Below are 24,018 nucleotides of genomic sequence, written 5' to 3' on the forward strand. Positions count from 1 at the left end.
GGGGTTCCATCGCGGCTTTCCCGCACTTCGTCGCAGGCCGCTTGTCTGCCCGGCAGGCCGCCCTATGCTCGGCTTACCCCTTTCACCAAGGCGCCGCCGTGTTCGCCAGCCTCACTCTCATTTTCCGTCATCTGTTGGCCTGGGCCGCGGCGCTGGTCGTGGCCGGCATGGTCTGGAGCGGCATCTTCAGCGGCATGAACGATGGCCCGGGCTGGATCTTCGGCCTGCTGGCGATGTTCCTGATGATTACCGCGCTGGGCAGTGCGATCAGCCATGTGCGCCGGGTCTGGCTGGTGGCCGGGCGCCTGGACGCGAGCACGCTGTCCGGGCGCCAGCGTCGGCAGGTGGAACTGCCGATGGATGCCGGCCAGGCCTTTGCCGTGGTCGAGGCGGCCGTGGCCGAGCTGCCCCGGGTGGAGGACGTGGAAAGCGCGGCCGGCAGCCTGCAGGTGCGCGCCTACGTGCGCCGCGTCGACCCCTGGAACGGCCGCCAGCCCTCGCGCTGGAACCTGCCCGCGCGGCTGGCGATCAAGCGCAACGGCGTGCTGGCCACGGTCACGCCCGGGCAGGGCACCAGTACCGTCACCCTGCTGTTCGAGCCCGATGCGGGCTGGTGGGCCGATCTGCTGGCGCTGGACGAAGGCAGCAACTACGAGAATGCCGAAGCGGTCACCCGTGCGATCAGCCGTCGGGTGGCCGACCAGCGCCGCACCGAGCAGGCCGCCGCGGAGCAGACCCAGGTGGAAAAGGAGCTGTCGGTGGCGCGCCTGAACCTGCTGCACGCGCAGGTCGAGCCGCACTTCCTGTACAACACGCTGGCCAATGCCCAAGTGCTGACCCGCACCGATCCGGCGCGGGCCGAGCAGATGCTGGGACACCTGATCCAGTACCTGCGCAGTTCGTTGCCGCAGGTGGACGAATCGATGTCGACCCTCGGCGTGGAGCTGGAGCGTACCCGCGCGTACCTGGAGATCCTGCGGATCCGCATGGGCGCAAGGCTGGCGGTGGAGGTGCAGGTGCCGCCGGAACTGCATGCGGTGAAGCTGCCGGCGATGGCGCTGCAGACGCTGGTCGAGAACGCGATCAAGCACGGCCTGGAGCCCAAGCCCGGAGGTGGAACGATCTGGATCCTGGCGCGCGGCTTCGACGACCACGTGACGGTGACCGTGGCCGATGATGGGCTCGGCTTCAGCCAAGGCACCACCAGTGGCACCGGCATTGGCCTGAAGAACCTGCGCGAGCGGCTGCGCCTGACCTGCGGCGAGCAGTCCGGCGTAGCGATCGTCGCCAATTTCCCCAGTGGCGTTGCCGCGACCATGACATTGCCGCCATCCAGCAAGGAGCGCAGCCATGCCGCTTGAAGCCCTGATTGCCGAGGACGAGGAACTGCTGCGGCAGTCGCTGGTGGACCAGCTGCGCCGGCTGTGGCCGGAGCTGAAGCTGGTGGCCGAGTGCGAAGACGGCGCCAGTGCACTGGAGCAGCTGGCCGAGAAGCAGCCGGACATCGCGTTCCTCGACATCCGCATGCCGGGCATCACCGGCATCGAGGTCGCGCGTGCACTGTCCGAGCTCAGCCCGCGCACGCAGGTGGTGTTCGTCACGGCCTATGACCAGTACGCCATCGATGCCTTCGAACAGGGTGCGATGGACTACCTGCTCAAGCCGGTCAGCGATGAGCGCCTGCTGGCCACGCGCGAGCGCCTCCTGGCGCGGTTGCCGTCCACGCGCCACGATGACGCGGTGCTGGAACGCCTGCTGCAGCGTCTGGGACCGGGACAGAACAGTGACCGCCCGCCGCTGGCGTGGATCACCGCCAGCAATGGCCGCGAGACCCAGCTGATCATGCTGGAGGACGTGGTCTACTTCCGCGCGGACAACAAGTACACCACCGTGATCACCGCCGCCGGCGAGAGCCTGCTGCGCACCCCGCTGCGCGAACTGCTGGAAGTGCTCGATCCGCAGCACTTCCGCCAGATCCACCGCTCGACCATCGTCAACATGAAATCCGTCGCCGCGGTCAGTCGCGACGATACCGGGCGCGGTGTGCTGCGCCTGCGCCAGCGGCCGGAAACGCTGGTGGTCAGCCAGCCCTTCATGAGCCTGTTCCGCGGCATGTAGCCGCGACGTTGCATCTGCCCCGAGGAATGACCATGCCCCGTCTGCTGCTTGTGTGTGCTGTGCTGCTGGCACTGGCCGGCTGCGAAAAATCCAGCAATTCCTCGATTACCCGCGCGCGCGCCAACGGCGTGGACACGCTGTACAGCAAGGGCACCGTCGTCGATGGTCAGGCGCGGTTCCAATGCATCGCCAGCAGCAGTGGCAGGTGCCACTATCTCGTGCTGGATCCGGACTGCAGCACCGAGGCCACCTGCGCCACGCCGCCCCTGCGGCGTTTTTCGGTGGCCGTAGGCCAAACCGAAACCATGCGAGGCCTGCCCGAGGGCTTCCACCAATGCGTCAGCCAGGACCCGATAGAACAATGCCACCGTGAGTGATCACGGTGGCATTGTGGACCCCCCCGTTTTCCGCAAGGGTCAGTAGGCAGGCTGCAGCGTCAGTTCGTGATGGTGTTCGGTTTCGCCTACATGGTTCAGCCGCCCGACCAGTTCGGAGTGCTGCTTCATCCGTCCGATCTCGGTCATGATGCGGATGTCCTCGTGGCGCAGCTCGCGCCTGGCGGTGACCGCCTGCTTGTAGTCCAGCACTTCCGGGTAGTGCTCGGCCAGGTCCAGCGCCTCGGCCACATGCTCGACGCTGTCGGCCTTGGAACTGATGCGGGCCCGGCTGTTGAAGGCTTTCATCCAGCGCTCGAAGCCGGCCTGCTGGTCGAACATGTTGGCCATGAACCAGATCACGAACAGGATCGAGACCCATGAGCCGAACACGATCACCACGCGGGTGAAGGTGATATGGAAGTCGTCACGCCACAGGTAGTTGGCGATCAGGCCCAGAATCACCAGCGACGCCGCCTGCCAGCCGATGATGGAGGCGATCAGCCACTGGCACTTGGCCTGGGCCAGCACCGCCACTTCATCGCGGATCTGCTGCTCGCTGAGATTGCGCCAGTGCGCGACCTGTTTGTCGAACGGGCTGCTGTAGAGCTCGTTGTCGCGAAGCAGAATTCCCAAACCCTTGAACAAAGCAATCATGGCTGGCTCCTTGTGGAACGTGCGTCGATCAGCGTTGGACGGTGTGGCGGGTTCAGTTCTAGCACTTCCAGCGAGCGGTGCAATGGGCGGAACGCCAAGCGCCGTAAGGGTCTTGTCCGGTCGGGTGAAGTTTTGTGCGATGCAGCACAGTGCCCGCAGCCTGCGACAGGATGTCGCAGGGTGAAACGTGCTGCGGGCGCACATGAAACCGGGGATGAGCAGGAATCCCGGTGAATCGCGTCGTCTTCGGCCTGAATCGGCACCGACCGCGCAGCCCGCCGGGCCGGTGCAGATGAAAACGGGCGCCTCGCGGCGCCCGTTTCCCTCATCTCACCAGACTTTGACCCGCTTGTCGGGGGCCAGGTACAGCTTCTGGCCCTCCTTCACCTCGAACGCGGGGTACCAGGCGTCGATGTTGCGCACGGTGAGCGCGCGGAACTGGCCCGGCGCGTGCACGTCGGTCAGCAGCGAATTGCGCAGCGCCTGCTCGCGGCTCTTGCTGCGCCATGCCTGGGCGAAGCCGAGGAAGAAGCGCTGGTCCGGGGTGAAGCCTTCCAGGGTCTGGCCCGGCTTGCCCTGCAGCGACAGCTGGTAGGCGTCGTAGGCCGTTCCCAGACCGGCGACGTCAGCGATGTTCTCGCCCAGCGTCAGCTTGCCGTTGACGTGCACGCCGGGGAACGGCTCGTAACTGCTGAACTGGGCCGCGAGCGCGTCGCCGGCGGCGTTGAACTGCTTCAGGTCCTCGGCGGTCCACCAGTTGTGCAGCTTGCCGGTCTCGTCGAACAGCGCGCCGGCATTGTCGAACCCGTGGCTGATCTCATGGCCGATCACCGCACCGATCGCACCGTAGTTCACCGCATCATCGGCGGCCCCATCGAAGAACGGCGGCTGCAGGATCGCGGCCGGGAACACCAGGCGGTTCTCCAGCGGCACGTTCATCGCGTTGATGGTCTGCGGCAGCATCGCCCACTCACCGTGGTCGACCGGCTTGCCCAGCTTGGCGATGTTGCGCTGGTACTCGAACAGCTCGGCGCGCTGTGCATTGCCCAGCGGATCGTCGCGGCGGATTTCCAGACCGCTGTAATCGCGCCATTTTTCCGGATACCCCATGCCCACGGTCAGGCCGGCCACCTTTGCCTTGGCGCTGGCCTTGGTCTGCGGCGACATCCACGTCAGCGCGTCGATGCGCCTGGCGAACGCGGCGATGATGTTCTTCGCCATTTCGTCCGCGCGCTCCTTGGTCCTGGCGTCGAAGTGCTTCTCGACATAGCGCTTGCCGATGGCCTCACCGACGGCGTGGTTGGCATCATCCACCGCGCGCTTCCAGCGATCGCTCTGCTGCGGCGTGCCGCTCAGCGCGGTGCCGTGGAAGGCGAAGCGGGCATCGGCGAACTTCTTCGGCAGGTACGCCGCGGCGCGATCCAGCGCATGGAAGGCCAGGTAATCCTTCCAGACCTCCAGCGGCTCGGTGGCCACCAGCCTGGACAGGCCGGCCACCGCCCTGGGCTGCCAGACGATGAAGTCCTGCTGCTTGCCCAGTGCAGCGGCATCGAGGAAGGCGGTCCAGTCCATGCCCGGGGCCTTGGCGTTGAAATCAGCCTGGGTCCAGGGGTTGGCACCCTTGGTCACGTCGTTGGTTTCTTCCTGGGTGGCGTGCGCCTGCGCGATCTTCGTTTCCAGCGCAACGATGCGCTGCGCCTTGCCGGCCGGGTCGGCGCTGCCGGCCAGCTGCAGGAGCTGCGCGATATAGGCCTGGTACTGCTTGCGCAGTTCGGCCATGCGGCCGTCGCCCAGATAGAAGTCGCGGTCGGGCATGCCAAGTCCGCCCTGCACCAGATACGGCGCGGTGCGGTCCGGCTGCAGCAGATCGACCGAGACCCACAGGCCGAACAGGCGGTCGGTGTAGAAGTTGGTGGCATTGAGCAGGTCGACATCGGCGCGCATGTCGCCGCCCAGCGCGCGGGCCAGGCCGGCCTTGTCAGTGATCGCATCGATCGCCTTCAGCTGCGGCTGCACCGGCGCGATACCGCGCTGCTCGATGCCGGCCTCATCCATGAAGGCGGCGTAGTAATCGCCGATCAGCTTGTCCTCGCCGCTGGCCTGGGCATTGCCGGCAGCGCCTTCGAGGATGGCGCGGGTGTCGGCCTGGGTCTTCTCCGCGATGACGTTGAAGCTGCCGAAGCGCGAGCGGTCGGCGGGGATCTCGGTGTTCTTCACCCAGGTGCCATTGGCGAAGCCGAAGAAATCGTCTCCGGCGGCGATGCTGCGATCCATGCCGCTGGCATCGAAGCCGAAGCTGCCCAGCATCGGCTTGGCGGCTGCGGGGGCGGATGCGGCCGGCGCGGCGGTACTGGCCGCCGGATCGGCGGCGCGGTCGCAGGCGGCCAGGGACAGGCTGGCAGCAATGGCCAGTGCCAGGGTGGGACGGCGCAGCTTGGACATGGACTTCTCTTGCGGCGGGAAAACGCCAAGTCTAATCCGCTCCGATGCGACGGGTCGCACCGTTGTGGCGCAAGGCTGTGCACGATCTGGCTGAACGCGGTGCGGCGATCTTCACGCCGTCACCGCCGTGGTGCATGCTGCATGCCGGACCCCTGCGCGGACGCAGGCAGGTGACCCGGCGTGGCGGGCCCGGCGGTCAAGAATGGCAGTCGCCGGCCGCTGAGGTCGGGGATGTGGAGGAATCGTTCGCGCATGAAGCCAGCCCACTGGACAGGGAACACCCACCGATGCCCGCGCTGAAACGCGCGTTGGCCCGGCCACTGCGCGCCATCACCTGGGGCGGGGTGGTGCTGGGCGTGCTGCTGGTGGCCGGTCTGGCGATGATGCTGGTCAATGACCATCATCGGCGGTTGGAAGCGGCGCAGCGGCAGAGCCGGGCACTGGCGGTCGGCAGCGAGCGCCTGCTGGCATTGCAGCTGCGCAACCTGGAGCGGGCCATGGGTGGCATTTCCGCCGACGCCGCCGAGCTGTTCCGGAGCGTGCCGGCACAGGCACCGCGGCTGCTCGATGCGGCCGTGGCCGGCGTGCTGCAACGGCACGCCGAGCTGCACAGCATCGTGGTGCTCGACAGCTACGGACGTGCGCTGACCGCGGGCCAGGGCGACCTGCAGCTGCCCCTGTGGACCGATCCGCAACGGCGCGGCCCTGGCAGTGCGCTGTACATCGGGCCGCCGCAGCGGGGCAGCGATGATGGCTGGGTGGTGCCGCTGGCGCTGCCGCTGGACGACGACCGCTGGCTGCTGGCGCGCCTGCGCTGCGGCGAACTGCAGCGCATCATCGGCGGGCTGGACGTGGGCCCGAACGGCCTGGTGTCGATCAGTGATGCCGAAGGCTACATGTTGGCGCGCGTGCCCGATCCGCATGGCACGGTCGGCCACCGCTACGAGCTGCCCGGGCGCGATCTGCTCGGCAGACAGGCGGTGATCGAACTGGGGAACGTGCCCGGCGTGGTCGATGGCGTGCCGCGCATCACCACCATCAGTACGCTGGAGCGCAACCCGCTGGCGGTGCAGGTGGGCCTGGCCGAAAAGGACGTGCTGGCGCCGTGGTGGCCCTACCTGCAGGCATCGGCGGCCATCGTGCTGGTCTATGTGGCCGTGCTGCTGGTGCTGTTGTTCGCCGTCCGGCGAACGATCCGCCGGCAGCAATCGATGGCCGAGGAACTGCAGGCCGGCAACGCGGAACTGCGGCTGGCCCACCAGGTCGGGCGGGTCTGCACCTGGTACGTCGATGAGGATGCTGCACTGCTGCGCTGGTCACCGCTGGCACGCGAAATCTTCGGCGTACAGACCGACGCGCTGCCGGTGGCCGATTTCTTTGCCCGGGTGCACCGCGATGATGCCGCACGGCTGCAGAAGGCGTTTGACCAGGCATTTGCCGGCAACGCGGTGATGGATGAGGTATTCCGCCTGGTGCTGCCGGGGGGGGCGGTGCGCTGGGTCGGCGCGCGGGGCCAGCGCGTGCCGGTGGCCGATCGCCAGCGGCGCATGATCGGCGCGCTCACCGATCTCAGCGAGCGGTATCAGGCCCGTGAACAGATGAACCAGGTCGAACGGCGCTTCCGGCTGCTGTTCGACCGCAATCCTGCGCCGTTCTGGGTGTTCGATCCGGACACGCTGCGCTTCATCGAGGTCAACGATGCGGCCGTGCGGCAGTACGGCTACAGCCGTGAGGAATTCCTCACCATGAGCATCCTCGACATCCGGCCGCGGGAAGGGTGGGACGAGGTCAAGGGAGCCATCGCGCGGGCGCGCGTGGGCGACCTTCCCGATGCTGCCGTGCGCCTGCACCGGCGCAAGGATGGCAGTGTGTTCGAAGTGCGCGCGCATTTGTCCCGGCTGGATTTCGATGGCCAGCCGGCCTGCCTGGTCCTGGCCGAGGATGTCAGCGAGCGGATGGCCTATGAGCGCGACCTGGCTTACCAGGCGCGGCACAACCCGGCGACCGGGCTGCTCAACGTGCGCGCGCTGACCGAGCAGCTGGATGCCCAGGCGGAGGGCTATACCATCGCCTTCGTGCAGCTGCGTGGCCTGCAGCTGGTGGCCGACACGCTGGGCCGGGAGATCGGCGATGCGGTGCTGCAGTCGATGGCCTCGCGCCTGGCTGTGCTGGCGGCACGTTACGGCGCGCTGGCCTTCCAGCCGGCGGAAGATTTCGTGTTCGCCATCGGCGCCGCGCACGACACCCGGCGCGTACTCGACGATCTGCTGCAGATCGTATCGGCACCGATGCGTGGCAAGGATTCGCTGCACCAGTTCGAGCCCCGCATCGGCGTGGCCGTGCACACGGCAGGCGATGGCCACAGCGCCGAGCAGGTGATCGGCATGGCGGCACAGGCGGCGCACGCCGCGCGCGCCGAAGGGGATGTGGTGGCCTGGTTCGACGCTGCGGTCACCACGCGCCTGGCTGATCGCCTGCGCCTGGCCGGGCGCATCCATGCGGCGATCGACAGCGAGTTCCAGCTGTACTTCCAGCCGATCCGCCACGCCAGCGACGGCAGTCCGGCGGCACTGGAGGCATTGCTGCGCTGGCCGCAGGCCGATGGCAGCTTCATTCCTCCCAACGAGTTCATCCAGCTGTGCGAGGACACCGGTCTGATCCTGGCCCTGGGGCGCTGGGTGATCCGTGCGGCGGCGCAGGCGCAGCGGCGCCTGGTGGAGGCGGGCTGGGGCGATCTGCCGATCGCGGTGAACGTGTCGGCCGTACAGTTCTTCAACAGCGACCTGGTGGCCGAGTTCACCCGTGCCCAGCAGGACTTCGGCCTGGCCCGCGGCGCGCTGCATGTGGAGCTGACCGAGAGCAGCCTGATGCGCAAGCCGGCGCAGGCGATGCAGACCATGCAGCGCCTGCACGAGCAGGGCATCTGCGTGTCGCTGGATGATTTCGGTACCGGCTACTCCAGCATGTCCTACCTGCAGCACCTGCCGCTGGACATCCTCAAGATCGACCGCAGCTTCGTCGCCGACGTGGAGACCAATCCGCGCAACGCATCGATCTGCAGGGCGCTGCTGTCGCTGGGCCACAGCATGGGCCTGACCATCATTGCCGAAGGCGTGGAAACGCCGGGGCAGCTCGACTGGCTGGCCGCGCACGGCTGCGACCAGGTGCAGGGCTACCTGCTGGGACGTCCGGCCCCTCTGGAGCGGATCATCGGCATGCTGGACGAGGTCGCTGTCTAGCCCATGTTGCGGCTCGCCGGGCACGGCCTTGCGCCCGCGTGTCACGGGTGTTGTCCGGTGGCGCGGTCAGATCCCGGCCTCCACCAGGTAATCGATGAAGCTGCGTACCTTCGGCGCCAGGTGGCTGCGACTGGTGTAGACGGCGAAGATGCCGATCGGCGCCGCTTCCCAGTCCGGCAGGATGCGCACCAGGCGGCCGTCGGCCAGCGCCTCCTGGAGCAGGAAATCCGGTTGCAGGATCACGCCCATGCCAGCAATGGCCGCCTCGCGCAGCACGTCGCCGTTGTTGGCGCGCAGCACGCTGTTCACCGTGACCTGGACGTCGCCTCCGGGGCCGTGCAGTGGCCACTGGTCGCCGCCGGCCCAGTAGCTGTAGCCCAGGCATGCGTGATCCTGCAGTGCCTGCGGCGTGGCCGGCGTGCCGTGCGCAGCCAGGTAGGAGGGCGCCGCGCACAGACTGATCCGCGATTCGCCCAGGCGACGCGCGATCAACGTGGGCCCGGGCTCGCGGGTGATGCGGATGGCCACGTCGTAGCCTTCTTCGACCATGTCAACCAGGCGGTCGGACAGGGCCAGGTCCAGTTCCACCTGCGGGAACCGCTCGCGGAAGCCGGCCAGCAGCGGGCCGAGACGGGCGATGCCCCAGCTGACCGGCGCATTGATGCGCAGCAGGCCGGACGGTTCCAGTGCCTGTGCGCCGATGCTGGCCTCCAGTGCGTCGAACTCCGCCAGCAGGCGCACGCACTGCGCGTAGTAGGCGGCGCCGGCACTGGTCGGGCTGACCCGGCGGGTGGTGCGGTGGAGCAGCCGCGTCGACAGGCGCTTCTCAAGCGCCGCAACCTGCCGGGTGACGCCGGCGGTGGACATATCCAGTGCCTGGGCGGCCGCACTGAAGCCATTGCGCTCGACCACGGCCACGAACACACGCATGGCGTCCAAAGTGTCCATTGTTGCGCCTTATGAAATAAATACGGTCGAATCATCGTATTTATCGGCATCGGTCGGCGCAATAAGCTGTGCTTCTTCCCTTTCGAGGCCACGCCATGACGACCTCTGCTGCTTCCGCTCCCCCGCTGGCGCCCTATGGCGCGACGCTGCTACGCCTGGCCCTCGGCGTCCTGTTCCTGGTCCACGCGTTGACCAAGCTGCTGGTGTTCACCCCAGCCGGCACCGCGGCGTTCTTCGAGTCGCTCGGTCTGCCGGGTGTGCTGGGTTACCTCACCCTCGCCGCAGAACTGGTGATTTCCGCAGCCCTGCTGCTCGGTGTCTACGCGCGCTGGGTCGGGCTGGCCGGGGTGCCCCTGTTGCTGGGCACCATCGTCACCGTGCACGGCGCGAACGGCTTCGGCTTTGCCAATGCTGGCGGTGGCTGGGAGTACCCGGCCTTCTGGGCGCTGGCGCTGGTGGTGCTGTTCCTGGTCGGTGACGGCCGCTGGACCCTGCGTTCGCGTTGAGCGCTGGCTGATACTGCAAACGGAGAATTCCATGTCCCGCCTGCCTTCGCTGTACATCTCGCATGGTTCACCGATGACTGCGCTGCAGCCGGGCGAGGTGGGCGTGCGCCTGGCCGAACTGGCGCGCGACCTGCCCACGCCGCGCGCCATCGTCATCGCCTCGGCCCACTGGCTGGGGCGGCAGCCGTTGGTCGGCGCCCACCCACAACCGCCGACCGTCCATGACTTCGGCGGCTTCCCGCGCGCGCTGTTTGAACTGCAGTACCCGGCACCGGGCGATCCTGCGCTGGCCGAAGACGTAGCCGGGCGCATCGCCGCGGCGGGCCTGCCGGTGGCCATCGATACCCAGCGTGGTCTCGACCACGGCGCCTGGGTGCCGCTGCGCCTGCTGCGTCCGCAGGCCGACATTCCCGTGGTGCCGGTATCGATCCAGCCGTTGCTGGGGCCTGCGCACCAGTTTGCGCTGGGCCGCGCGCTGGCACCTCTGCGCGAACAGGGTGTGCTGCTGGTCGGCTCGGGCAGCATCACCCACAACCTGCACGACTGGGGCGACTACCAGGACGGTAAGGAAGCGCCCTATGTGCGGCCGTTCATCGAGTGGGTAGAGCAGCGGCTGGCGGCCGATGATCGCCCGGCGCTGTTGGACTACCGCCGGCAGGCACCGTTCGCCGAACGCGCCCATCCCACCGATGAACACCTGTTGCCGCTGTTCTTTGCGATGGGTGCGGCCGGTGACCACCGCTTCGGCGCACGTCGCATCGATGCCGGCGTCGATGGCGGCTTCCTGGCGATGGACATCTACCGCTTCGACGGGGCATGAGCCTGTGCTGACGCAGCGTCGCCGCGGTTGTCGCAGCCGTGGTCGCCTGTGGTAGTTTTTTCCGGGTTTCCGGCGCTGGCTTCATGCCCCCCGCGCGCCGCTTCCTGGAAGAAGCATGCATACCATTGAAGTCGTGCTGGCGATGCTGGTGGCGGTCGTCGCCAGCGGATACCTCGTCCGCGTCCTGCCGTTCTCACTGCCGCTGCCACTGGTGCAGATCGGTCTGGGCGCGGTCATTGCCGGCGTGTTCAACCGCGGCCATGCGCTGGAGCCGGAAGTGTTCTTCCTGCTGTTCCTGCCGCCCCTGCTGTTCCTTGACGGCTGGCGCATCCCCAAGCAGGGCCTGTTCCGCGACAAGGGCGCGATTCTCGAGCTGGCGTTCGGCCTGGTGGTGTTCACCGTCATCGGCGCCGGCCTGCTGATCCACTGGATGATCCCGGTGATGCCGCTGGCGGTGTGCTTCGCGCTGGCGGCGATTGTTTCGCCGACCGATCCGGTGGCCGTTGGAGCGATCGCCTCCAAGGCCCCCATTCCCAAGCGGCTGATGCACATCCTCGAGGGCGAATCACTGCTCAACGACGCCTCCGGTCTGGTCTGCTTCCGCTTCGCGGTGGCGGCGGTGATGACCGGTACCTTCTCGCTGGCCACCGCTTCGCTGACCTTCCTGTGGGTGGCGGTGGCGGGCCTGGCGGTGGGCGTGGCGGTGACGCTGGGCGTGTCGACCTTCCAGCGTTGGTTGTGGCGCCGTTTCGGTGAAGAGCCGGGTGCGGCGATGCTGGTCAACCTGCTGATCCCGTTCGCGGCCTACCTGCTGGCCGAAGAGATCAATGCCTCGGGCATCCTCGCGGCGGTCGCGGCCGGCATCTCGATGAGCTACGTGGAAATGACCGGCCGTGTTTCCGGCAGCATGCGCGTGCAGCGCGCGGGCGTGTGGAACATGCTGCAGTTCAGCTTCAACGGCATCATGTTCGTGCTGCTGGGCGAGCAGTTGCCGGGCATCGTCGAGCGTGCAACCACCACGATGAACGAGACCGGTCACCAGAGCGCGTGGTGGCTGCTGGTGTACGTGCTGGTGATCAATGCCAGCCTGATCGCCCTGCGCCTGCTGTGGGTGTGGCTGTCACTGCGCTGGAACCTGCTGCGTGCGCGTCGGCGTGGCCTGGAGCGGGGCGAGGCGCCGAACTGGCGCATCGTGGTGGCCACCTCGGTGGCAGGCGTGCGCGGTGCGATCACCCTGGCCGGCGTGCTGACGCTGCCACTGTTCCTGCCCGATGGCAGCCCGTTCCCCGCACGCGACCTGGTGATCTTCCTGGCTGCAGCGGTGATCCTGTTCTCGCTGGTCGGCGCCAGCGTGGCGCTGCCGCAGCTGCTGAAGGGCCTGCAGTTGCCGGCCGACTCCGGTGAGCGCAAGGAAGAGGATCTGGCCCGCCGGTTGTCCTCGAAGGCGGCGCTGGCCGGGGTGGAGCGCAAGCGGCAGCAGCTGGTGCTGAACCAGAACACCGAGAACGTGCAGTTGTACAACGACGCGGCCTCGCGGGTCAGCCTGCTGTATCAGCGGCACCTGGATCGCGAGAATCCGGACGTGGATCCGGAGAAGGTGAAGCGGATGGAGGAGGGCTATCGCCAGTTGCGCAGCGCCGGCCTCACTGCCGAGCGCGAGGAACTGTTCCGCCTCACCCGGCGCGGGGTGATCTCCGACGAGATCTCGCGGCGCCTGATCCGCAACCTGGATCTGCTGGAGTCGCGCAAGCGCGAGTGACCGGCCCTGTGCATCGGGGTCGGATCCCTTTCCCGCGGAAAGGGATCTGACCCCGGGCTCCGTCAGGCCGGCTTCTGGTCGAGGAAGTAGGCCTCGACCTTGCCTTTGACCTTGATCGTCATCGGGTTGCCGCGACGGTCACGGGCCTTGCCGGCCTGCACGCGGATCCAGCCTTCGCTGACCGAGTATTCCTCGACGTTGTCGCGCTCGACGTCGTTGAAGCGCACGCCGACGCCGCGCTCCAGCGCCTGCGCATCATGGAAGGGGCTGGCCGGATTGATCGCCAGGTGGTCGGGAGGGGTATCGCTCATCGCATCATTCACAGTGACGGCCACCAAGGCCGGCTTCAGCGATACAGGATAAACCGTAGAATGCCGGCCTGCCCCGAGGAGTTCCCGCCATGCCCGACAACAGCGACTACTTCGACTTCGAGGAGGACGTCCATGATTTCGATGAGGATGGCTTCGAAGCGCGGGTCTGGAACCTGCTGGTACTGATCAACCCGGGCGACGAGGAGCTGGCGCTGCAGCAGTTCAACCGCTGGCGCGAGCTGCTGGCCGAAGCCGGCGAACCGCTGGAGGCAGACGCCGATTGGCTGCCGCCACTGCTGTCCGCGATCGGTTGGCAATCCGGCTTCGAGGTGGAGCGGGATGACCTGGAAACGCTGATATCGGCGGTGAACGAGCTGTCCGCGCGCTTCAACCTGCAGCTTGACTGGGGCGGCGACCTGGACGATGAGGATTTCACCGAAGACCTGGATGGCGTGCAGCTGATGTCCACCGCCTTCGACCGCCTGCGCGAGCACAACTACACGCTGTGGAGCGTGGATGCCGGCAGCGCGGGTTTCACCGGCTGGATGGCACTGACCCGTGACGACGACGCCATGCTGGCGCTGTGCTCGCTGCTGAACGTGGAAATCCGCCTGGGCAGCGACCCGTTCTGAGCGTCATCCCGGTTCGCCGGGCATGGCCCGGCGCTACCCCATCCCGGCACGCAAGGTAGCGCCGGGCCATGCCCGGCGGGGGGCACTGCGGCCTACGGCTGGTACTGTGCCCGCGCGTTGGCGATCACCGCTTTCACCTGTGCGCGGTCGGTGTGCCGTGAAATCGCCACGGCACCCAGTGCGATCGCCTGTGCGCGCAGCTCGGTCGTGACGTCGTAGTGCGCGCCGCTGGCCTTGTTCTGGAAGGCCCGGCGGGGGATGCCGAGCTGCGCCGCCATGGCGTGCAGCTCGGCCAGGGTGTCGGCCATCAGATGCGCCCAGCGCTGGTCGCGCCAGGCATGCACTGCGTCATCGACGTAGACCGTCACCGCCGCGGCCGGATCAGGCCTGCGGCTTGCCGTCGGCGTCGGCGGCCGGAGCAGCCTCGGCGTCAGCGGTACCTTCGGCAGCGCTGGCTTCTTCGGCCACATCGCCTTCAGCGGTCTCGCCCTCAGCTTCCACGCCTTCGAACTCGGCGACCAGCGCGTCCAGGTACTCGTCGGCGGTCTGGCCCGCTTCGGCGGCCAGGGTATCCAGCAGCTTCTGCAGCAGTTCGGAATACTCCAGGCTGACCTTGCGGCCTTCCTTCTCCTGCACGTTGGCCAGGTGCTTGAGCATGGCCAGCATCGGCACCGGGTTCTCGGCGTTGCCCATGGTCTGACCGCCGATGGCCAGCAGCCACTCGCGGCCCTGCAGGCCGATGGCGGCGACCACCTGGCCGTCCTCGCTGGTCAGCACGGCGTGGTTCTGCACCTGCTGCTGGGCGTTCAGACGGAGGAACGGGCGCTTGGCCTGCTGCTTCTTGCGCTGGTCGCGCTTGGCCTTGGAAGACTTGGACATCGGGGGTGTCACCTGAAAACGGAAAGACCCCCATTGTACCGGTAGCGCCGGGGGATGCCCCTGGTGGGTGCGGACCTTGGTCCGCATGCTTTCCCGGATGTGCGGACCAAGGTCCGCACCCACCGTCTACTTTGCCTCACCCTGCGCCGCCTGTACGTCCGCGTCGATGACCGGCGCCGACAGACCCACCTGTGGACCGGCGCCGGCCAGCGCGGCCTGCTCGGCGGCGCGGGTCATCACCACGATGCTGATGCGGCGGTTGATCGGGTTCTGCGGGTCGGCCCGGTCGAACAGCACCGAGGAGGACAGGCCGACCACGCGGGTGATCTTGCTGTCCTCCAGTCCGCCATCGATCAGGGCGCGGCGGGCCGCATTGGCGCGGTCGGCGCTCAGTTCCCAGTTGCCGTAGCCGCGGGCGGCGGTGTAGGCGGTGATGTCGGTGTGGCCGGTCAGGCTGATCCGGTTCGGCACGTGGTTCAGGTACTCGGCCAGCTCATGCAGGATCTGCTGCGTGTAGGGCTTGAGCGTGGCACTGCCGAGGTCGAACATGGGCCGGTTCTGCTTGTCCACGATCTGGATGCGCAGGCCTTCCGGGGTCAGGTCCAGCAGCAGCTGGTCCTTGAACGGCTCCAGCGCCTGGCTGCGGCTGATCGCTTCCTGCAGTTCCTTCATCAGCTGTTCCAGCTGCTGCTTGTCGCGCTGCTGCTGGTCCACCGGGTGCGGCACGGCTTCCTGCTGGTTCTGGAAGGGATCGTTGCTGCTGCCACGCGAGATGTCGGTGGCGCCGCCGAGCTTGATCATCGACGTGCTGGCACCGCCCGGCCCGGCCATGCCCGGGGCCGGCGTGGCGCTCTGGCCACTGAGCGGGCTGGGGTTGCGGAAATATTCGGAAATGGCCGCACGATCGTTCTTGCTGGTGGTGGCCATCAGCCACAGCACCAGGAAGAAGGCCATCATCGCGGTCACGAAGTCGGCATAGGCCACCTTCCACGAGCCGCCATGGTGGGCGGCATGGCCGGCCTTCCTGACCTTGCGGACGATGACGGTGGGTTTGCTCTCGGCCATGGCTTACTTGACCGTCTTCAGGTGCTGCTCGAAATCGGAGAAGGCCGGGCGCACGTTCGACGGCAACGTCTTGCGGGCGAATTCCAGCGCGATCTTCGGGTTGTAACCGCGCAGGCAGGCCAGCAGTGCGGTCTTCACCGATTCGTAGATGCGGCTGTCCTGCTCGGCACGTGCTTCCATCGCCGCTGCCATCGGGCCGACGAACCCGTAACCGAGCAGGATGCCCAGGAAGGTGCCGACCAGTGCACCGGCGACATGGCCGCCGACCTCGACGATGTCGCCGCCGATCGAGCCCATGGTGATGACGATGCCCAGCACCGCCGCGACGATGCCGAAACCGGGCAATCCGTCGGCCACCTTGGTCAGCACCTGCGACGGGGCCATCGCTTCGGCGTGGTGCTTTTCCAGCTCCAGTTCGAGCAGCGGCTCCAGTTCATGCGGCTCGATGTTGCTGCCGATCATCAGGCGCAGGCAGTCGGTGATGAAATCGATCAGGTGGTGGTCGGCCTGCACCTTCGGATAGTTGCCGAACACGGCGCTCTCGGCCGGGCGTTCGACATGGTCCTCCAGCGCCATGAAGCCTTCCCGGCGCGCCTTGTTGAGCAGTTCGTAGAGCAGGCTGAGGACGTCGATGTAGTCCTGCTGCTTGTAGCGCGGGCCCTTGAACACGCCGACGATGGCCTGCAGCGTCTGCTTGACCGTCTTGGCCGGGGTGCCGACCAGGAACGCACCCAGCGCGGCACCGCCGATGATGACCAGTTCGTAGGGCTGCCAGAGAGCCCCCAGGCGGCCGTGGGCACCGAGGTAGCCCCCGATCACGCTGATGATGACGACCAGGAATCCAACGATGATGAGCATGGGGCAACGCAGGGAGGGGGGATATCTCCTTGTCGGCCCACCCTGCGGATTTCTGAAGAGGGAATTCTGTGAAACCGGTCGGCGGGTTGTCTCAGCCCGCCACGCCGCTTTCCGCACCGCCACGCTGCAACGGGTTGGGCCAGGCCTCGCCGTTGCCGGCGAACGAAAGTGAGACGGAGTTCAGGCAGTGGCGCTCATGGGTGGGCGGCGGCCCGTCCGGGAACACGTGGCCGAGGTGGCTGCCACAGCGGGCGCAGGTGATCTCGGTGCGGATCATGCCGTGGCTGGTATCACGGATCTCACGCACGTGTGCCGCGTCGTAGGGGGCGAAGAAGCTCGGCCAACCGGTGCCGGAATCGAACTTGGTGCTGGAGCGGAACAGGGGCAGCCCACACAGCCGGCAGCAGTAGACACCCTCACGCTTGTTGTCCAGGAACACGCCACAGAACGGTGCTTCGGTGCCGTGCTGCAGCAGCACGCGGCGTTCTTCGCTGCTGAGGCCGGCGACCAGGGTGTCGGTCTGGGAGGCGGTAGGGGGCGTCAGGTCGAAGGCACTCATGCTGGCTCTCCGTGGGGTCGATGGCCTGGGGATGCCTGCAGACGTGGGGGTGTGACCGCCGTCTTGCAAGTGTGAGCTGCGTTCATGGGCGGCACACGGGCGCGGGCGCATGGTGGGGAGGATTCCTGCTGGAGCGTGCCATGAAGACCCTTTCCATCTGGGTGCTGTCGGCTCTGCTGCCCCTGTCGGCACAGGCCCAGGTGCCCACCACATCGCCGACCACCACCCGCAGCACCACCACCGTGGCGCCAGCGCCGGTGACGCCGCCCCCACAGCCGGCAAGACCGCAGCCGCAGGTCCTGCCGTCACCGCAGCCGACGCAGCCGATCAAGTCCACCGGCCCGGCGCAGGTGGTGCCGACGCCGGCGCCGAAGCTGCCGGACAAGGTCTATGACCGCAACGGGCGCATCGTTCCCGGCGTCAAGCCGGTCGGCCCGAACCGTGTGTTCGACTCCCGTACCGGCCGCTACTACGACAGTGTGCCGGCCGGCAGTGGCCAGCAGGTCAAGCCATAGGGCAGCCTGCCACCCGCGGCGGGCGGTGACCGCGCCGGCTGAACGCCTGAAAACACACTGCTGCTGCTCACGGCTTTTTCGCCTGTGATTAACCGCCGCAGGACCACCGTGGCCCTGCGCCGGCATCCCGCCGTCGCATGTCCTTCGTCCTTTGGATCGCGATCATGAAGAACCCGCAGAACCGTCATCCCGGCAAGGAAGCGCAGAGCCATAAGCCGCAACAGCAGCAACAGCAGCAGATGGACCCGCAGCGGCCGCAGAAGGGCGGCAAGCAGCAGGAAACACGCCAGCAGCAGGGCTCGATGAAGCACCCGCAGCAGCGCTGACGCCCCTGGAACAGGGCCGGAACCCGCCGCGCGGGCTCTGGCCCTTCATTCCGGAATCGGCAGGCTGAGCGTCTCCTTGACCTCTTCCATGACGATGTAGCTCTTCGATTCGCGCACGTGCGGCAGGGTCAGCAGGGTGCTGCCCAGCAGTTTGCGGTAGGAGGCCATCTCGCTGATCCGCGCCTTCAGCAGGTAGTCGAAGTCGCCGGACACCAGATGGCACTCGAGCACGTTCGGCAGCTTCAGCGCCGCACGCCGGAACTCCTCGAAGATGTCGCTGGACTTGTAGGCCAGGCTGATCTCCACGAACACCAGCAGGCTGGCTTTCAGGGCCGTGGGATCCAGGTGGGCGTGATAGCCGGTGATCACGCCCTCGCGCTCCAGCCGGCGCACGCGCTCGGTGCACGGGGTGGTCGACAGGCCCACGCGCTCGCCCAGCTCGGTAAAGGAAATGCGGCCTTCGGCCTGGAGGATGCGCAGGATCCTGCGGTCGATCTTGTCCAGTTCACGGGGGCGGGCGGCCATGGGCGTCAACCTGGGGAAGTGAATCACGGGGAAACATCTTGCCCGCAGCGTGAAAAACAGGCAAATCGCCTATGAATGGAAGAATATACTTCCCCGATTATGGCCCTGTCGTGCTCAAACGCAGGGAATGATCGGGTTGGAGAATTTCCATGCGAGTCCTAGTTCTCGGCAGCGGCGTGATCGGCACCACCAGTGCCTGGTACCTGCGACAGGCCGGGTTTGATGTCACGGTCGTCGACCGCCAGCCCGGCCCCGCGCTGGAGACCAGTTTCGCCAATGCCGGCCAGCTGTCATTCGGCTACACCTCGCCCTGGGCCGCGCCCGGCGTGCCGAAGAAGGCGATCGGCTGGCTGTTCGAGAAGCATGCACCGCTGGCGATCCGTCCCGGCATGGATCTGGCCCAGTACCGCTGGCTGTGGCAGATGCTGCGCAACTGCACCCACGAGCGCTATGCGATCAACAAGGCGCGCATGGTGCGCATGTCCGAGTACAGCCGCGATTGCCTGAACGAGCTGCGCGCGCAGATCGGCATCGAGTTCGAGGGGCGCGACCTGGGGACCACCCAGCTGTTCCGCACCCAGCAGCAGCTGGATGCCTCGGCACAGGACATCGAGATCCTGGCCCGCTATGGCGTGCCGTACGAAGTGCTGGATCGCGCCGGCATCATCGCCGCGGAGCCGGCGCTGGCCCATGTTGATGGCCTGGTCGGTGCGCTGCGCCTGCCGCGCGACCAGACCGGCGACTGCCAGCTGTTCACCCGCCGCCTGGCGCAGATGTGCACCGAAGCCGGTGTCGAGTTCCGATTCGACCAGGACATCAGCGCCATCGAGTCGGATGGAGAGCGCATCACCGGCGTGCGCATCGCCGGCAAGCTGGAGACTGCCGACCGCTATGTGGTCGCGCTGGGCAGTTACTCGCCGGCGCTGGTCGCGCCGCTGGGCATGCGCCTGCCGGTGTACCCGCTGAAGGGGTATTCGTTGACCCTGCCGATCACCGATCCGGCCATGGCTCCGACCTCGACCATCCTCGATGAGAGCTACAAGGTTGCTGTAACCCGCTTCGACAACCGCATCCGTGTCGGTGGCATGGCCGAAGTGGCCGGTTTCGACCTGTCGCTGTCACCGCGTCGCCGCGAGACCCTGGAGCTGGTGGTTCGTGACCTGTACCCGAAGGGCGGGGACCTGTCGCGCGCGCAGTTCTGGACCGGCCTGCGCCCGGCCACGCCGGATGGCACGCCGGTGATCGGCGCCACGCCCTTCCGCAACCTGTATCTCAACACCGGTCACGGCACCCTGGGCTGGACCATGGCGTGTGGTTCAGGTCGCTACCTGGCCGACCTGATGAGTGCACGCCAGCCACAGATCAGCACCGAAGGCCTGGACATCTTCCGCTACGGCCAGTTCGGCCATGCCCCGCAACACGAGAGCCGCACATGCGTCCTGCCCGCGCGCTGATCGATCTGCACGCGCTGCGCAGCAACTACCGGCTCGCCCGCGAGCTGGGGGGCGGCAAGGCGCTGGCGATCATCAAGGCTGATGCCTATGGCCATGGCGCCGTGCGCTGCGCGCAGGCCCTGGAAGACGAGGCCGACGGCTTCGGGGTGGCGACCATCGAAGAGGCGCTGGAGCTGCGCAAGGCCGGTATCCGCGCGCCCATCCTGCTGTTGGAAGGCATTTTCGAAGCCAGCGAGATGGCGCTGGTGGCCGAGCATTCGCTGTGGTTCTCGGTCGGCTCGCCGTGGCAGCTGGAAGCGCTGGCTGCCTTCGACAGCCCGCATCCGTTGACGGTCTGGCTGAAGCTGGACAGCGGCATGCATCGCCTGGGTCTGGACGTGGAGACCTTCCGCGCCGCACACGCGCGCCTGCAGGCGATGCCGCAGGTGGAGCGGATCGTGCTGATGACCCATCTGGCGCGTGCCGATGAACTGGACAGCGAACGTACCCACGAGCAGGCCGCCACCTTCGCACGTGCAATCGAGGGCCTGCAGGGTGAGACCAGCGTGTGCAATTCGCCGGCCCTGCTGGGGTGGCCCGACGTGCGCAGCGACTGGGTGCGCCCGGGGCTGATGCTGTACGGCGCCAACCCGCTGCCGGACGACACGGATCTGACCGGGCGGCTGCGCCCGGTGATGACCATGCAGTCCAAGGTGATTGCCGAGCGCTGGATCGAAGCCGGTGAGCCGGTGGGATATGGCGCGCGCTTCGTGGCCAAGGCGCGTACACGCGTGGGCGTGGTGGCCCTGGGCTATGCCGACGGCTATCCCCAGTTCGCGCCGAACGGCACCCCGGTACTGATCGACGGCCAGCCTGGCGTGCTGATCGGCCGGGTTTCGATGGACATGCTGACGGTGGACCTGACCGCACATGCACAGGCCGGCGTTGGCAGCGTGGTGGAACTGTGGGGGCAGGCCCCGACGCTTTCGGAACTGGCGCCGCGTTGCGGGGTGAGCGCCTACCAGCTGCCCTGCGCGGTCAAGCGGGTCGCCCGCGTCTACCGCGATTGATGCGCCGCCGGGCATGGCCCGGCGCTACCGGATGTCCAAAGCGCCATGCCCGGCGGGTGTCGGAAATGCACAGGTAGCGCCGGGCCATGCCCGGCGGGTATCGGAAATGCACAGGTAGCGCCGGGCCATGCCCGGCGGGTCCCGGTCAACGCGCGGCGGTGGCCCGGGCGGTCAACTGCCGCTTTACCCAGTCATCGATCAGCCGCTTCTCGTAGCGCAGCGGATCGCTGTCGCTGCGCAGCCCGAGGGTGTGCAGGTAGCCGGTATCGGTCAGCTTGGCCTCGCCCTCGTCGACGATGCGGCCGCTGGCGTCCTTCAGCGTGTACTGCAGGGTGATGCGCGGCGGATAGATGTCGCGCATCACGCGGATGTCATTGGCGCGCGGGCCATGCCACGGTTCGTAGTCGCCCGCGCGCTTGATGTCGACCAGGGTGATGTCCAACGTCTGCCCGGCCTGCAGCGGCTTGGCGGCGCTGGTCTGCAGGTAGCGCGCCAGCTGCTGCACCCAGTCGCCGCGTTCGGCCTCGAAGCGGTTGTGGCTCTGGCGGATCTCGGTGAATGTCGCCGGATCGTTCCACTGCACGTTGACCGGGCCGTCGGCCTGCAGCGTGCGCGGCGCATCCGGGCTGGTGACGGTGCGCGGCGCGGCGTTCGCAGCACCCGCGGCAAGGGCCGCGGCCAGCAGCAGGGTGGCGGACAGAGAGCGGTTCATGGCGGTCTCCTGCGTCCCCGGAATGGGGGCGGATGTTGATCTCGCATCGAGTGTGATCCTGCTGGCGGGGCCCAGCAATGGCCGATTGCGTCAATAGCGTCAGCGGTTGTCGCCAATTCATTGTCGTCAACCATGACTGACGGCGCTTGACGCTGTGAATACGTCCTTTGGAAGATGCTGTGCCTCCATCCGGTACGCCCCAGACGCCCTTGTCCACACTGCCGCCCCTCGCGGAGCGCCCACCCTTGATGGTTCCGGCGCCCGAACCCGACCTGCATCGCGGTGTGCTTGAACGCGTCAACGCCGGCTTTTGCGTGATTCAGGTCATGTTCGACGCTGATCGCGCGGTGGATTACCGCTTCCTTGAGGTGAACGACGCCTTCGAGCGCCACACCGGTCTCAAGGACGCCCGCGGCAAGTGCATGAGCGCGCTGGAACCGAACCACGAGAGCGACTGGTACCGCATCTACGGCGAGGTGGCGCGCAGCGGACGGCCGGCGCAGTTCGAGATGGAAGCACGGGCGCTGGGGCGCTCGTTCGCGGTGGACGCGGTCCGTGTGGGCCGCCCCGGCGAGGACAAGGTCGGCATCCTGTTCTTCGACATCACCGCACGCAAGCAGATGGAGCTGGAGCTGGGCGAGAGCGAGGCCCGGTTCAGCGCGTTGGCCGATGGCCTGCCGATGCCGGTCTGGGTGCTGGATGAGCGCGGACATGCGCGCTTCGTCAACAGCGCCTTCAGCGAGTTCTTTGGTGGCGACGAGACGCGTGTGCCGGAGGATGTCTGGCGTGGCCTGGTGCATCCGGATGATGCGTCGGTGTTCGAGTACGAACTACAGGAAGCGTTGAAGGCGCAACGCTCCATGCATGCCCTCGTCCGCGCACGGCGTGCGGACGGACAGTGGCGATGGCTGGAAATGAACGCGCGTCCTCGGTTCTCGCGGATGGGTCGATTCATCGGCCTGGCCGGCAGCAGTCCGGACGTGACCGAGCGCCGCGAGATCGAACTGGCCCGTGAAGAGCTGCTGCAGTCCGAGCGCGCCGCACGCAGTGCCGCCGAGAACATGGCGCGCCTGAAGGATGAATTCCTGGCGACCCTGTCGCACGAACTGCGCACGCCGCTGACCACCATCCTTGGCTGGAGCGAGCTGTTGCTGCAGCGTGTCGACAACACCAGCCCGCTGTACAAGGGGCTGGGCGTGATCGCCAACAGCGCCGGTGCACAGAAGCGGCTGATCTCGGACATGCTCGACCTCAGCAGCATGCTGCTGGGCAAGGTGCAGCTGGAAGTGGAAGTACTGGACCTGCGCGAACTGCTGGGCGAGGCGATCGGTGCGCAGGAGCTGGTGGCCGAGGGCAAGGCACTGGACGTGCAGTTGCGGCTGCCTGAGCAGCCCAGCCTGGTGCTCGGGGACGCGACGCGGTTGCAGCAGGTGTTCTGGAACCTGTTGTCGAACGCCATCAAGTTCACGCCGGCCGAGGGCCGCATCGAGATGCAGCTGCGGGCCGACGGCAAGCATTGGGAGATCACCGTGCGCGATACCGGTGATGGTATTGCTCCGGAGTTCCTCAATCATCTGTTCAGCCGCTTCCGGCAGGCCGACGGCACCACCACCCGCCGCCATGGTGGGCTCGGCCTGGGCCTGGCGATCGTGCAGCAGCTGGTCGAGCTTCACGGCGGCACGGTCACTGCGGCCAGCGAAGGCCATGGCCACGGTGCCACGTTCACCGTACGCCTGCCGCAGCATCTGCCCGATGCCGAGCGGCGGCCGCTGCGCGAGGTGATCAGCGGGCCGATTCTGGAGCCGGTGGTCGTCGAGCCCTATCCGCTGCGGGGCATGCACGTACTGGCCGTGGAAGACCAGCCGGAAGTGCTGGAGTACCTGCGGCGCATGCTGGAAGAGCAGGGCGCGACGGTGTCGGCTGCCAGTTCGGCCGGCGAAGCGTTGGCGCTGCTGGCCGATGCCGGCCACCTGCAGTACCACGTGATGCTGACCGACATCGGCATGCCGGGTATGGATGGTTATGGGTTGGTGCGCACTCTGCGCGAAGACATGGGCGTGGATGCGGCGACCCTGCCGGCGGTGGCCGTGACCGCGCTGGCGCGTGCTGATGACCGTCGGCGCGCGCTGGCCTCGGGCTTCCAGGAGCATGTGGCCAAGCCGTACTCGGTGGCCCAGCTGGTGGCTGCGGTACGCCAGGTCCAGGTGCCGCGCGCCGACAGCGCGCTGCACTGAGCATTCACGGTGGATCGGCGACCCTGCACGCAGGAG

At 67.4% G+C, this 24,018-nt stretch carries 24 protein-coding genes; 13 read left to right on the forward strand and 11 right to left on the reverse strand.

The features are described from left to right. Positions 1 to 98 precede the first annotated feature (98 nt). Genes ACZLIF_RS02275 through ACZLIF_RS02285 form a run of 3 tightly spaced genes read left to right on the forward strand, consistent with a single transcriptional unit; the run spans position 99 to position 2,495 of the window. Positions 99 to 1,361, forward strand: a complete 1,263-nt coding sequence (locus tag ACZLIF_RS02275; RefSeq protein WP_053518853.1) for a sensor histidine kinase — start codon at positions 99 to 101, stop codon at positions 1,359 to 1,361. Continuing rightward, complete coding sequence (locus ACZLIF_RS02280; RefSeq protein ID WP_128988042.1) at positions 1,351 to 2,118, forward strand: LytR/AlgR family response regulator transcription factor; 768 nt, start codon at positions 1,351 to 1,353, stop codon at positions 2,116 to 2,118. Before ACZLIF_RS02275 ends, ACZLIF_RS02280 begins: the two co-directional genes overlap by 11 nt. Before the next feature lie 32 nt (positions 2,119 to 2,150). Continuing rightward, positions 2,151 to 2,495 (forward strand): hypothetical protein, encoded by a 345-nt coding sequence (locus ACZLIF_RS02285; protein ID WP_128988041.1) that lies wholly within the window; start codon positions 2,151 to 2,153, stop codon positions 2,493 to 2,495. A gap of 39 nt (positions 2,496 to 2,534) precedes the next feature. Here the strand turns inward: ACZLIF_RS02285 and ACZLIF_RS02290 are convergent, their stop codons facing one another. Both ACZLIF_RS02290 and ACZLIF_RS02295 read right to left on the reverse strand, forming a co-directional pair. Next, positions 2,535 to 3,149, reverse strand: a complete 615-nt coding sequence (locus ACZLIF_RS02290; RefSeq protein WP_053518857.1) for a hypothetical protein — start codon at positions 3,147 to 3,149, stop codon at positions 2,535 to 2,537. A 330-nt stretch (positions 3,150 to 3,479) separates the two neighbouring features. After that, positions 3,480 to 5,591 carry a M13 family metallopeptidase gene (locus tag ACZLIF_RS02295; protein ID WP_128988040.1) on the reverse strand — a complete coding sequence of 704 codons (2,112 nt, stop codon included), beginning with the start codon at positions 5,589 to 5,591 and terminating at the stop codon, positions 3,480 to 3,482. Positions 5,592 to 5,878: 287 nt separating this feature from the next. Between ACZLIF_RS02295 and ACZLIF_RS02300 the strand changes: the two genes are divergently transcribed. Beyond that, on the forward strand, positions 5,879 to 8,830 hold the full coding sequence (locus tag ACZLIF_RS02300; RefSeq protein ID WP_241685932.1) for a bifunctional diguanylate cyclase/phosphodiesterase: 2,952 nt from the start codon (positions 5,879 to 5,881) through the stop codon (positions 8,828 to 8,830). A 66-nt stretch (positions 8,831 to 8,896) separates the two neighbouring features. On the opposite strand, the gene ACZLIF_RS02305 is transcribed toward ACZLIF_RS02300, so the two are convergent. After that, positions 8,897 to 9,778 (reverse strand): LysR family transcriptional regulator, encoded by an 882-nt coding sequence (locus ACZLIF_RS02305; protein WP_053520278.1) that lies wholly within the window; start codon positions 9,776 to 9,778, stop codon positions 8,897 to 8,899. A 95-nt stretch (positions 9,779 to 9,873) separates the two neighbouring features. On the opposite strand from ACZLIF_RS02305, the gene ACZLIF_RS02310 reads away from it, so the two are divergent. From ACZLIF_RS02310 to ACZLIF_RS02320, 3 genes are all read left to right on the forward strand, one after another. After that, positions 9,874 to 10,284: a DoxX family protein gene (locus tag ACZLIF_RS02310; RefSeq protein WP_128988039.1), complete on the forward strand. Its 411-nt coding sequence runs from the start codon at positions 9,874 to 9,876 to the stop codon at positions 10,282 to 10,284. A 31-nt stretch (positions 10,285 to 10,315) separates the two neighbouring features. After that, entirely contained in the window at positions 10,316 to 11,104 is a 789-nt protein-coding gene (locus ACZLIF_RS02315) for a dioxygenase family protein (protein WP_128988038.1), read from the forward strand. Positions 11,105 to 11,219: 115 nt separating this feature from the next. Then, positions 11,220 to 12,863, forward strand: coding sequence for a Na+/H+ antiporter (locus ACZLIF_RS02320; protein WP_053520275.1), 1,644 nt, complete (start codon positions 11,220 to 11,222; stop codon positions 12,861 to 12,863). A gap of 62 nt (positions 12,864 to 12,925) precedes the next feature. On the opposite strand, the gene ACZLIF_RS02325 is transcribed toward ACZLIF_RS02320, so the two are convergent. Further along, complete coding sequence (locus ACZLIF_RS02325) at positions 12,926 to 13,174, reverse strand: DUF3297 family protein (protein ID WP_053520274.1); 249 nt, start codon at positions 13,172 to 13,174, stop codon at positions 12,926 to 12,928. Between the two features lie 89 nt (positions 13,175 to 13,263). Here ACZLIF_RS02325 and ACZLIF_RS02330 point away from each other — a divergent pair, with 89 nt between their 5' ends. Beyond that, on the forward strand, positions 13,264 to 13,806 hold the full coding sequence (locus tag ACZLIF_RS02330) for a DUF6630 family protein (RefSeq protein WP_053520273.1): 543 nt from the start codon (positions 13,264 to 13,266) through the stop codon (positions 13,804 to 13,806). Positions 13,807 to 13,898: 92 nt separating this feature from the next. Here ACZLIF_RS02330 and ACZLIF_RS02335 read toward each other — a convergent pair whose 3' ends face one another. The 5 genes from ACZLIF_RS02335 to msrB all read right to left on the reverse strand — a co-directional run bounded on the left by ACZLIF_RS02335 (position 13,899) and on the right by msrB (position 17,167). Further along, positions 13,899 to 14,174, reverse strand: a complete 276-nt coding sequence (locus ACZLIF_RS02335; RefSeq protein WP_053518230.1) for a DUF4031 domain-containing protein — start codon at positions 14,172 to 14,174, stop codon at positions 13,899 to 13,901. Positions 14,175 to 14,187: 13 nt separating this feature from the next. After that, complete coding sequence (locus ACZLIF_RS02340) at positions 14,188 to 14,685, reverse strand: hypothetical protein (protein WP_053518232.1); 498 nt, start codon at positions 14,683 to 14,685, stop codon at positions 14,188 to 14,190. A 126-nt stretch (positions 14,686 to 14,811) separates the two neighbouring features. After that, positions 14,812 to 15,750, reverse strand: coding sequence for a flagellar motor protein MotB (motB, locus tag ACZLIF_RS02345; RefSeq protein ID WP_053518234.1), 939 nt, complete (start codon positions 15,748 to 15,750; stop codon positions 14,812 to 14,814). Positions 15,751 to 15,753: 3 nt separating this feature from the next. After that, positions 15,754 to 16,608, reverse strand: coding sequence for a flagellar motor stator protein MotA (gene motA, locus ACZLIF_RS02350; protein ID WP_053518236.1), 855 nt, complete (start codon positions 16,606 to 16,608; stop codon positions 15,754 to 15,756). A 91-nt stretch (positions 16,609 to 16,699) separates the two neighbouring features. Next, entirely contained in the window at positions 16,700 to 17,167 is a 468-nt protein-coding gene (gene msrB, locus ACZLIF_RS02355; protein ID WP_053518238.1) for a peptide-methionine (R)-S-oxide reductase MsrB, read from the reverse strand. 140 nt (positions 17,168 to 17,307) lie between these two features. On the opposite strand from msrB, the gene ACZLIF_RS02360 reads away from it, so the two are divergent. Further along, on the forward strand, positions 17,308 to 17,682 hold the full coding sequence (locus ACZLIF_RS02360) for a classical arabinogalactan protein 4 (protein WP_128988037.1): 375 nt from the start codon (positions 17,308 to 17,310) through the stop codon (positions 17,680 to 17,682). Positions 17,683 to 17,846: 164 nt separating this feature from the next. Then, a complete protein-coding gene (locus tag ACZLIF_RS02365; protein ID WP_429000973.1) occupies positions 17,847 to 18,008 on the forward strand; it encodes a lana protein in 162 nt (53 codons plus the stop codon). Between the two features lie 45 nt (positions 18,009 to 18,053). On the opposite strand, the gene ACZLIF_RS02370 is transcribed toward ACZLIF_RS02365, so the two are convergent. Next, positions 18,054 to 18,533, reverse strand: a complete 480-nt coding sequence (locus ACZLIF_RS02370) for a winged helix-turn-helix transcriptional regulator (protein ID WP_128988035.1) — start codon at positions 18,531 to 18,533, stop codon at positions 18,054 to 18,056. Between the two features lie 149 nt (positions 18,534 to 18,682). Here ACZLIF_RS02370 and ACZLIF_RS02375 point away from each other — a divergent pair, with 149 nt between their 5' ends. Both ACZLIF_RS02375 and alr read left to right on the forward strand, forming a co-directional pair. After that, a complete protein-coding gene (locus ACZLIF_RS02375; protein WP_128988034.1) occupies positions 18,683 to 19,987 on the forward strand; it encodes a D-amino acid dehydrogenase in 1,305 nt (434 codons plus the stop codon). After that, complete coding sequence (gene alr / locus ACZLIF_RS02380) at positions 19,966 to 21,036, forward strand: alanine racemase (protein WP_128988033.1); 1,071 nt, start codon at positions 19,966 to 19,968, stop codon at positions 21,034 to 21,036. The genes ACZLIF_RS02375 and alr overlap by 22 nt, the downstream gene beginning before the upstream one ends. A 145-nt stretch (positions 21,037 to 21,181) precedes the next feature. On the opposite strand, the gene ACZLIF_RS02385 is transcribed toward alr, so the two are convergent. Beyond that, on the reverse strand, positions 21,182 to 21,748 hold the full coding sequence (locus ACZLIF_RS02385; protein ID WP_128990516.1) for a DUF3016 domain-containing protein: 567 nt from the start codon (positions 21,746 to 21,748) through the stop codon (positions 21,182 to 21,184). A 245-nt stretch (positions 21,749 to 21,993) separates the two neighbouring features. Here ACZLIF_RS02385 and ACZLIF_RS02390 point away from each other — a divergent pair, with 245 nt between their 5' ends. After that, positions 21,994 to 23,982, forward strand: coding sequence for a hybrid sensor histidine kinase/response regulator (locus ACZLIF_RS02390; protein ID WP_128990514.1), 1,989 nt, complete (start codon positions 21,994 to 21,996; stop codon positions 23,980 to 23,982). The last annotated feature ends 36 nt before the right edge of the window (positions 23,983 to 24,018 follow it).

The sequence above is a fragment of the Stenotrophomonas sp. 2201_Sma genome (assembly GCF_056486685.1).

Bases quoted from the DNA above. Each gene is read 5' to 3' on its own strand.
- ACZLIF_RS02330 (WP_053520273.1), top strand. From the start codon at position 13,264: ATGCCCGACAACAGCGACTACTTCGACTTCGAGGAGGACGTCCATGAT.
- alr (WP_128988033.1), top strand. From the start codon at position 19,966: ATGCGTCCTGCCCGCGCGCTGATCGATCTGCACGCGCTGCGCAGCAAC.
- ACZLIF_RS02285 (WP_128988041.1), top strand. From the start codon at position 2,151: ATGCCCCGTCTGCTGCTTGTGTGTGCTGTGCTGCTGGCACTGGCCGGC.
- ACZLIF_RS02370 (WP_128988035.1), bottom strand. From the start codon at position 18,533: ATGGCCGCCCGCCCCCGTGAACTGGACAAGATCGACCGCAGGATCCTG.
- ACZLIF_RS02300 (WP_241685932.1), top strand. From the start codon at position 5,879: ATGCCCGCGCTGAAACGCGCGTTGGCCCGGCCACTGCGCGCCATCACC.
- ACZLIF_RS02310 (WP_128988039.1), top strand. From the start codon at position 9,874: ATGACGACCTCTGCTGCTTCCGCTCCCCCGCTGGCGCCCTATGGCGCG.
- ACZLIF_RS02340 (WP_053518232.1), bottom strand. From the start codon at position 14,685: ATGTCCAAGTCTTCCAAGGCCAAGCGCGACCAGCGCAAGAAGCAGCAG.
- ACZLIF_RS02295 (WP_128988040.1), bottom strand. From the start codon at position 5,591: ATGTCCAAGCTGCGCCGTCCCACCCTGGCACTGGCCATTGCTGCCAGC.
- ACZLIF_RS02320 (WP_053520275.1), top strand. From the start codon at position 11,220: ATGCATACCATTGAAGTCGTGCTGGCGATGCTGGTGGCGGTCGTCGCC.
- msrB (WP_053518238.1), bottom strand. From the start codon at position 17,167: ATGAGTGCCTTCGACCTGACGCCCCCTACCGCCTCCCAGACCGACACC.
- ACZLIF_RS02280 (WP_128988042.1), top strand. From the start codon at position 1,351: ATGCCGCTTGAAGCCCTGATTGCCGAGGACGAGGAACTGCTGCGGCAG.
- ACZLIF_RS02305 (WP_053520278.1), bottom strand. From the start codon at position 9,778: ATGGACACTTTGGACGCCATGCGTGTGTTCGTGGCCGTGGTCGAGCGC.
- ACZLIF_RS02385 (WP_128990516.1), bottom strand. From the start codon at position 21,748: ATGAACCGCTCTCTGTCCGCCACCCTGCTGCTGGCCGCGGCCCTTGCC.
- ACZLIF_RS02360 (WP_128988037.1), top strand. From the start codon at position 17,308: ATGAAGACCCTTTCCATCTGGGTGCTGTCGGCTCTGCTGCCCCTGTCG.
- motA (WP_053518236.1), bottom strand. From the start codon at position 16,608: ATGCTCATCATCGTTGGATTCCTGGTCGTCATCATCAGCGTGATCGGG.
- ACZLIF_RS02365 (WP_429000973.1), top strand. From the start codon at position 17,847: ATGAAGAACCCGCAGAACCGTCATCCCGGCAAGGAAGCGCAGAGCCAT.
- ACZLIF_RS02325 (WP_053520274.1), bottom strand. From the start codon at position 13,174: ATGAGCGATACCCCTCCCGACCACCTGGCGATCAATCCGGCCAGCCCC.
- ACZLIF_RS02290 (WP_053518857.1), bottom strand. From the start codon at position 3,149: ATGATTGCTTTGTTCAAGGGTTTGGGAATTCTGCTTCGCGACAACGAG.
- motB (WP_053518234.1), bottom strand. From the start codon at position 15,750: ATGGCCGAGAGCAAACCCACCGTCATCGTCCGCAAGGTCAGGAAGGCC.
- ACZLIF_RS02375 (WP_128988034.1), top strand. From the start codon at position 18,683: ATGCGAGTCCTAGTTCTCGGCAGCGGCGTGATCGGCACCACCAGTGCC.
- ACZLIF_RS02315 (WP_128988038.1), top strand. From the start codon at position 10,316: ATGTCCCGCCTGCCTTCGCTGTACATCTCGCATGGTTCACCGATGACT.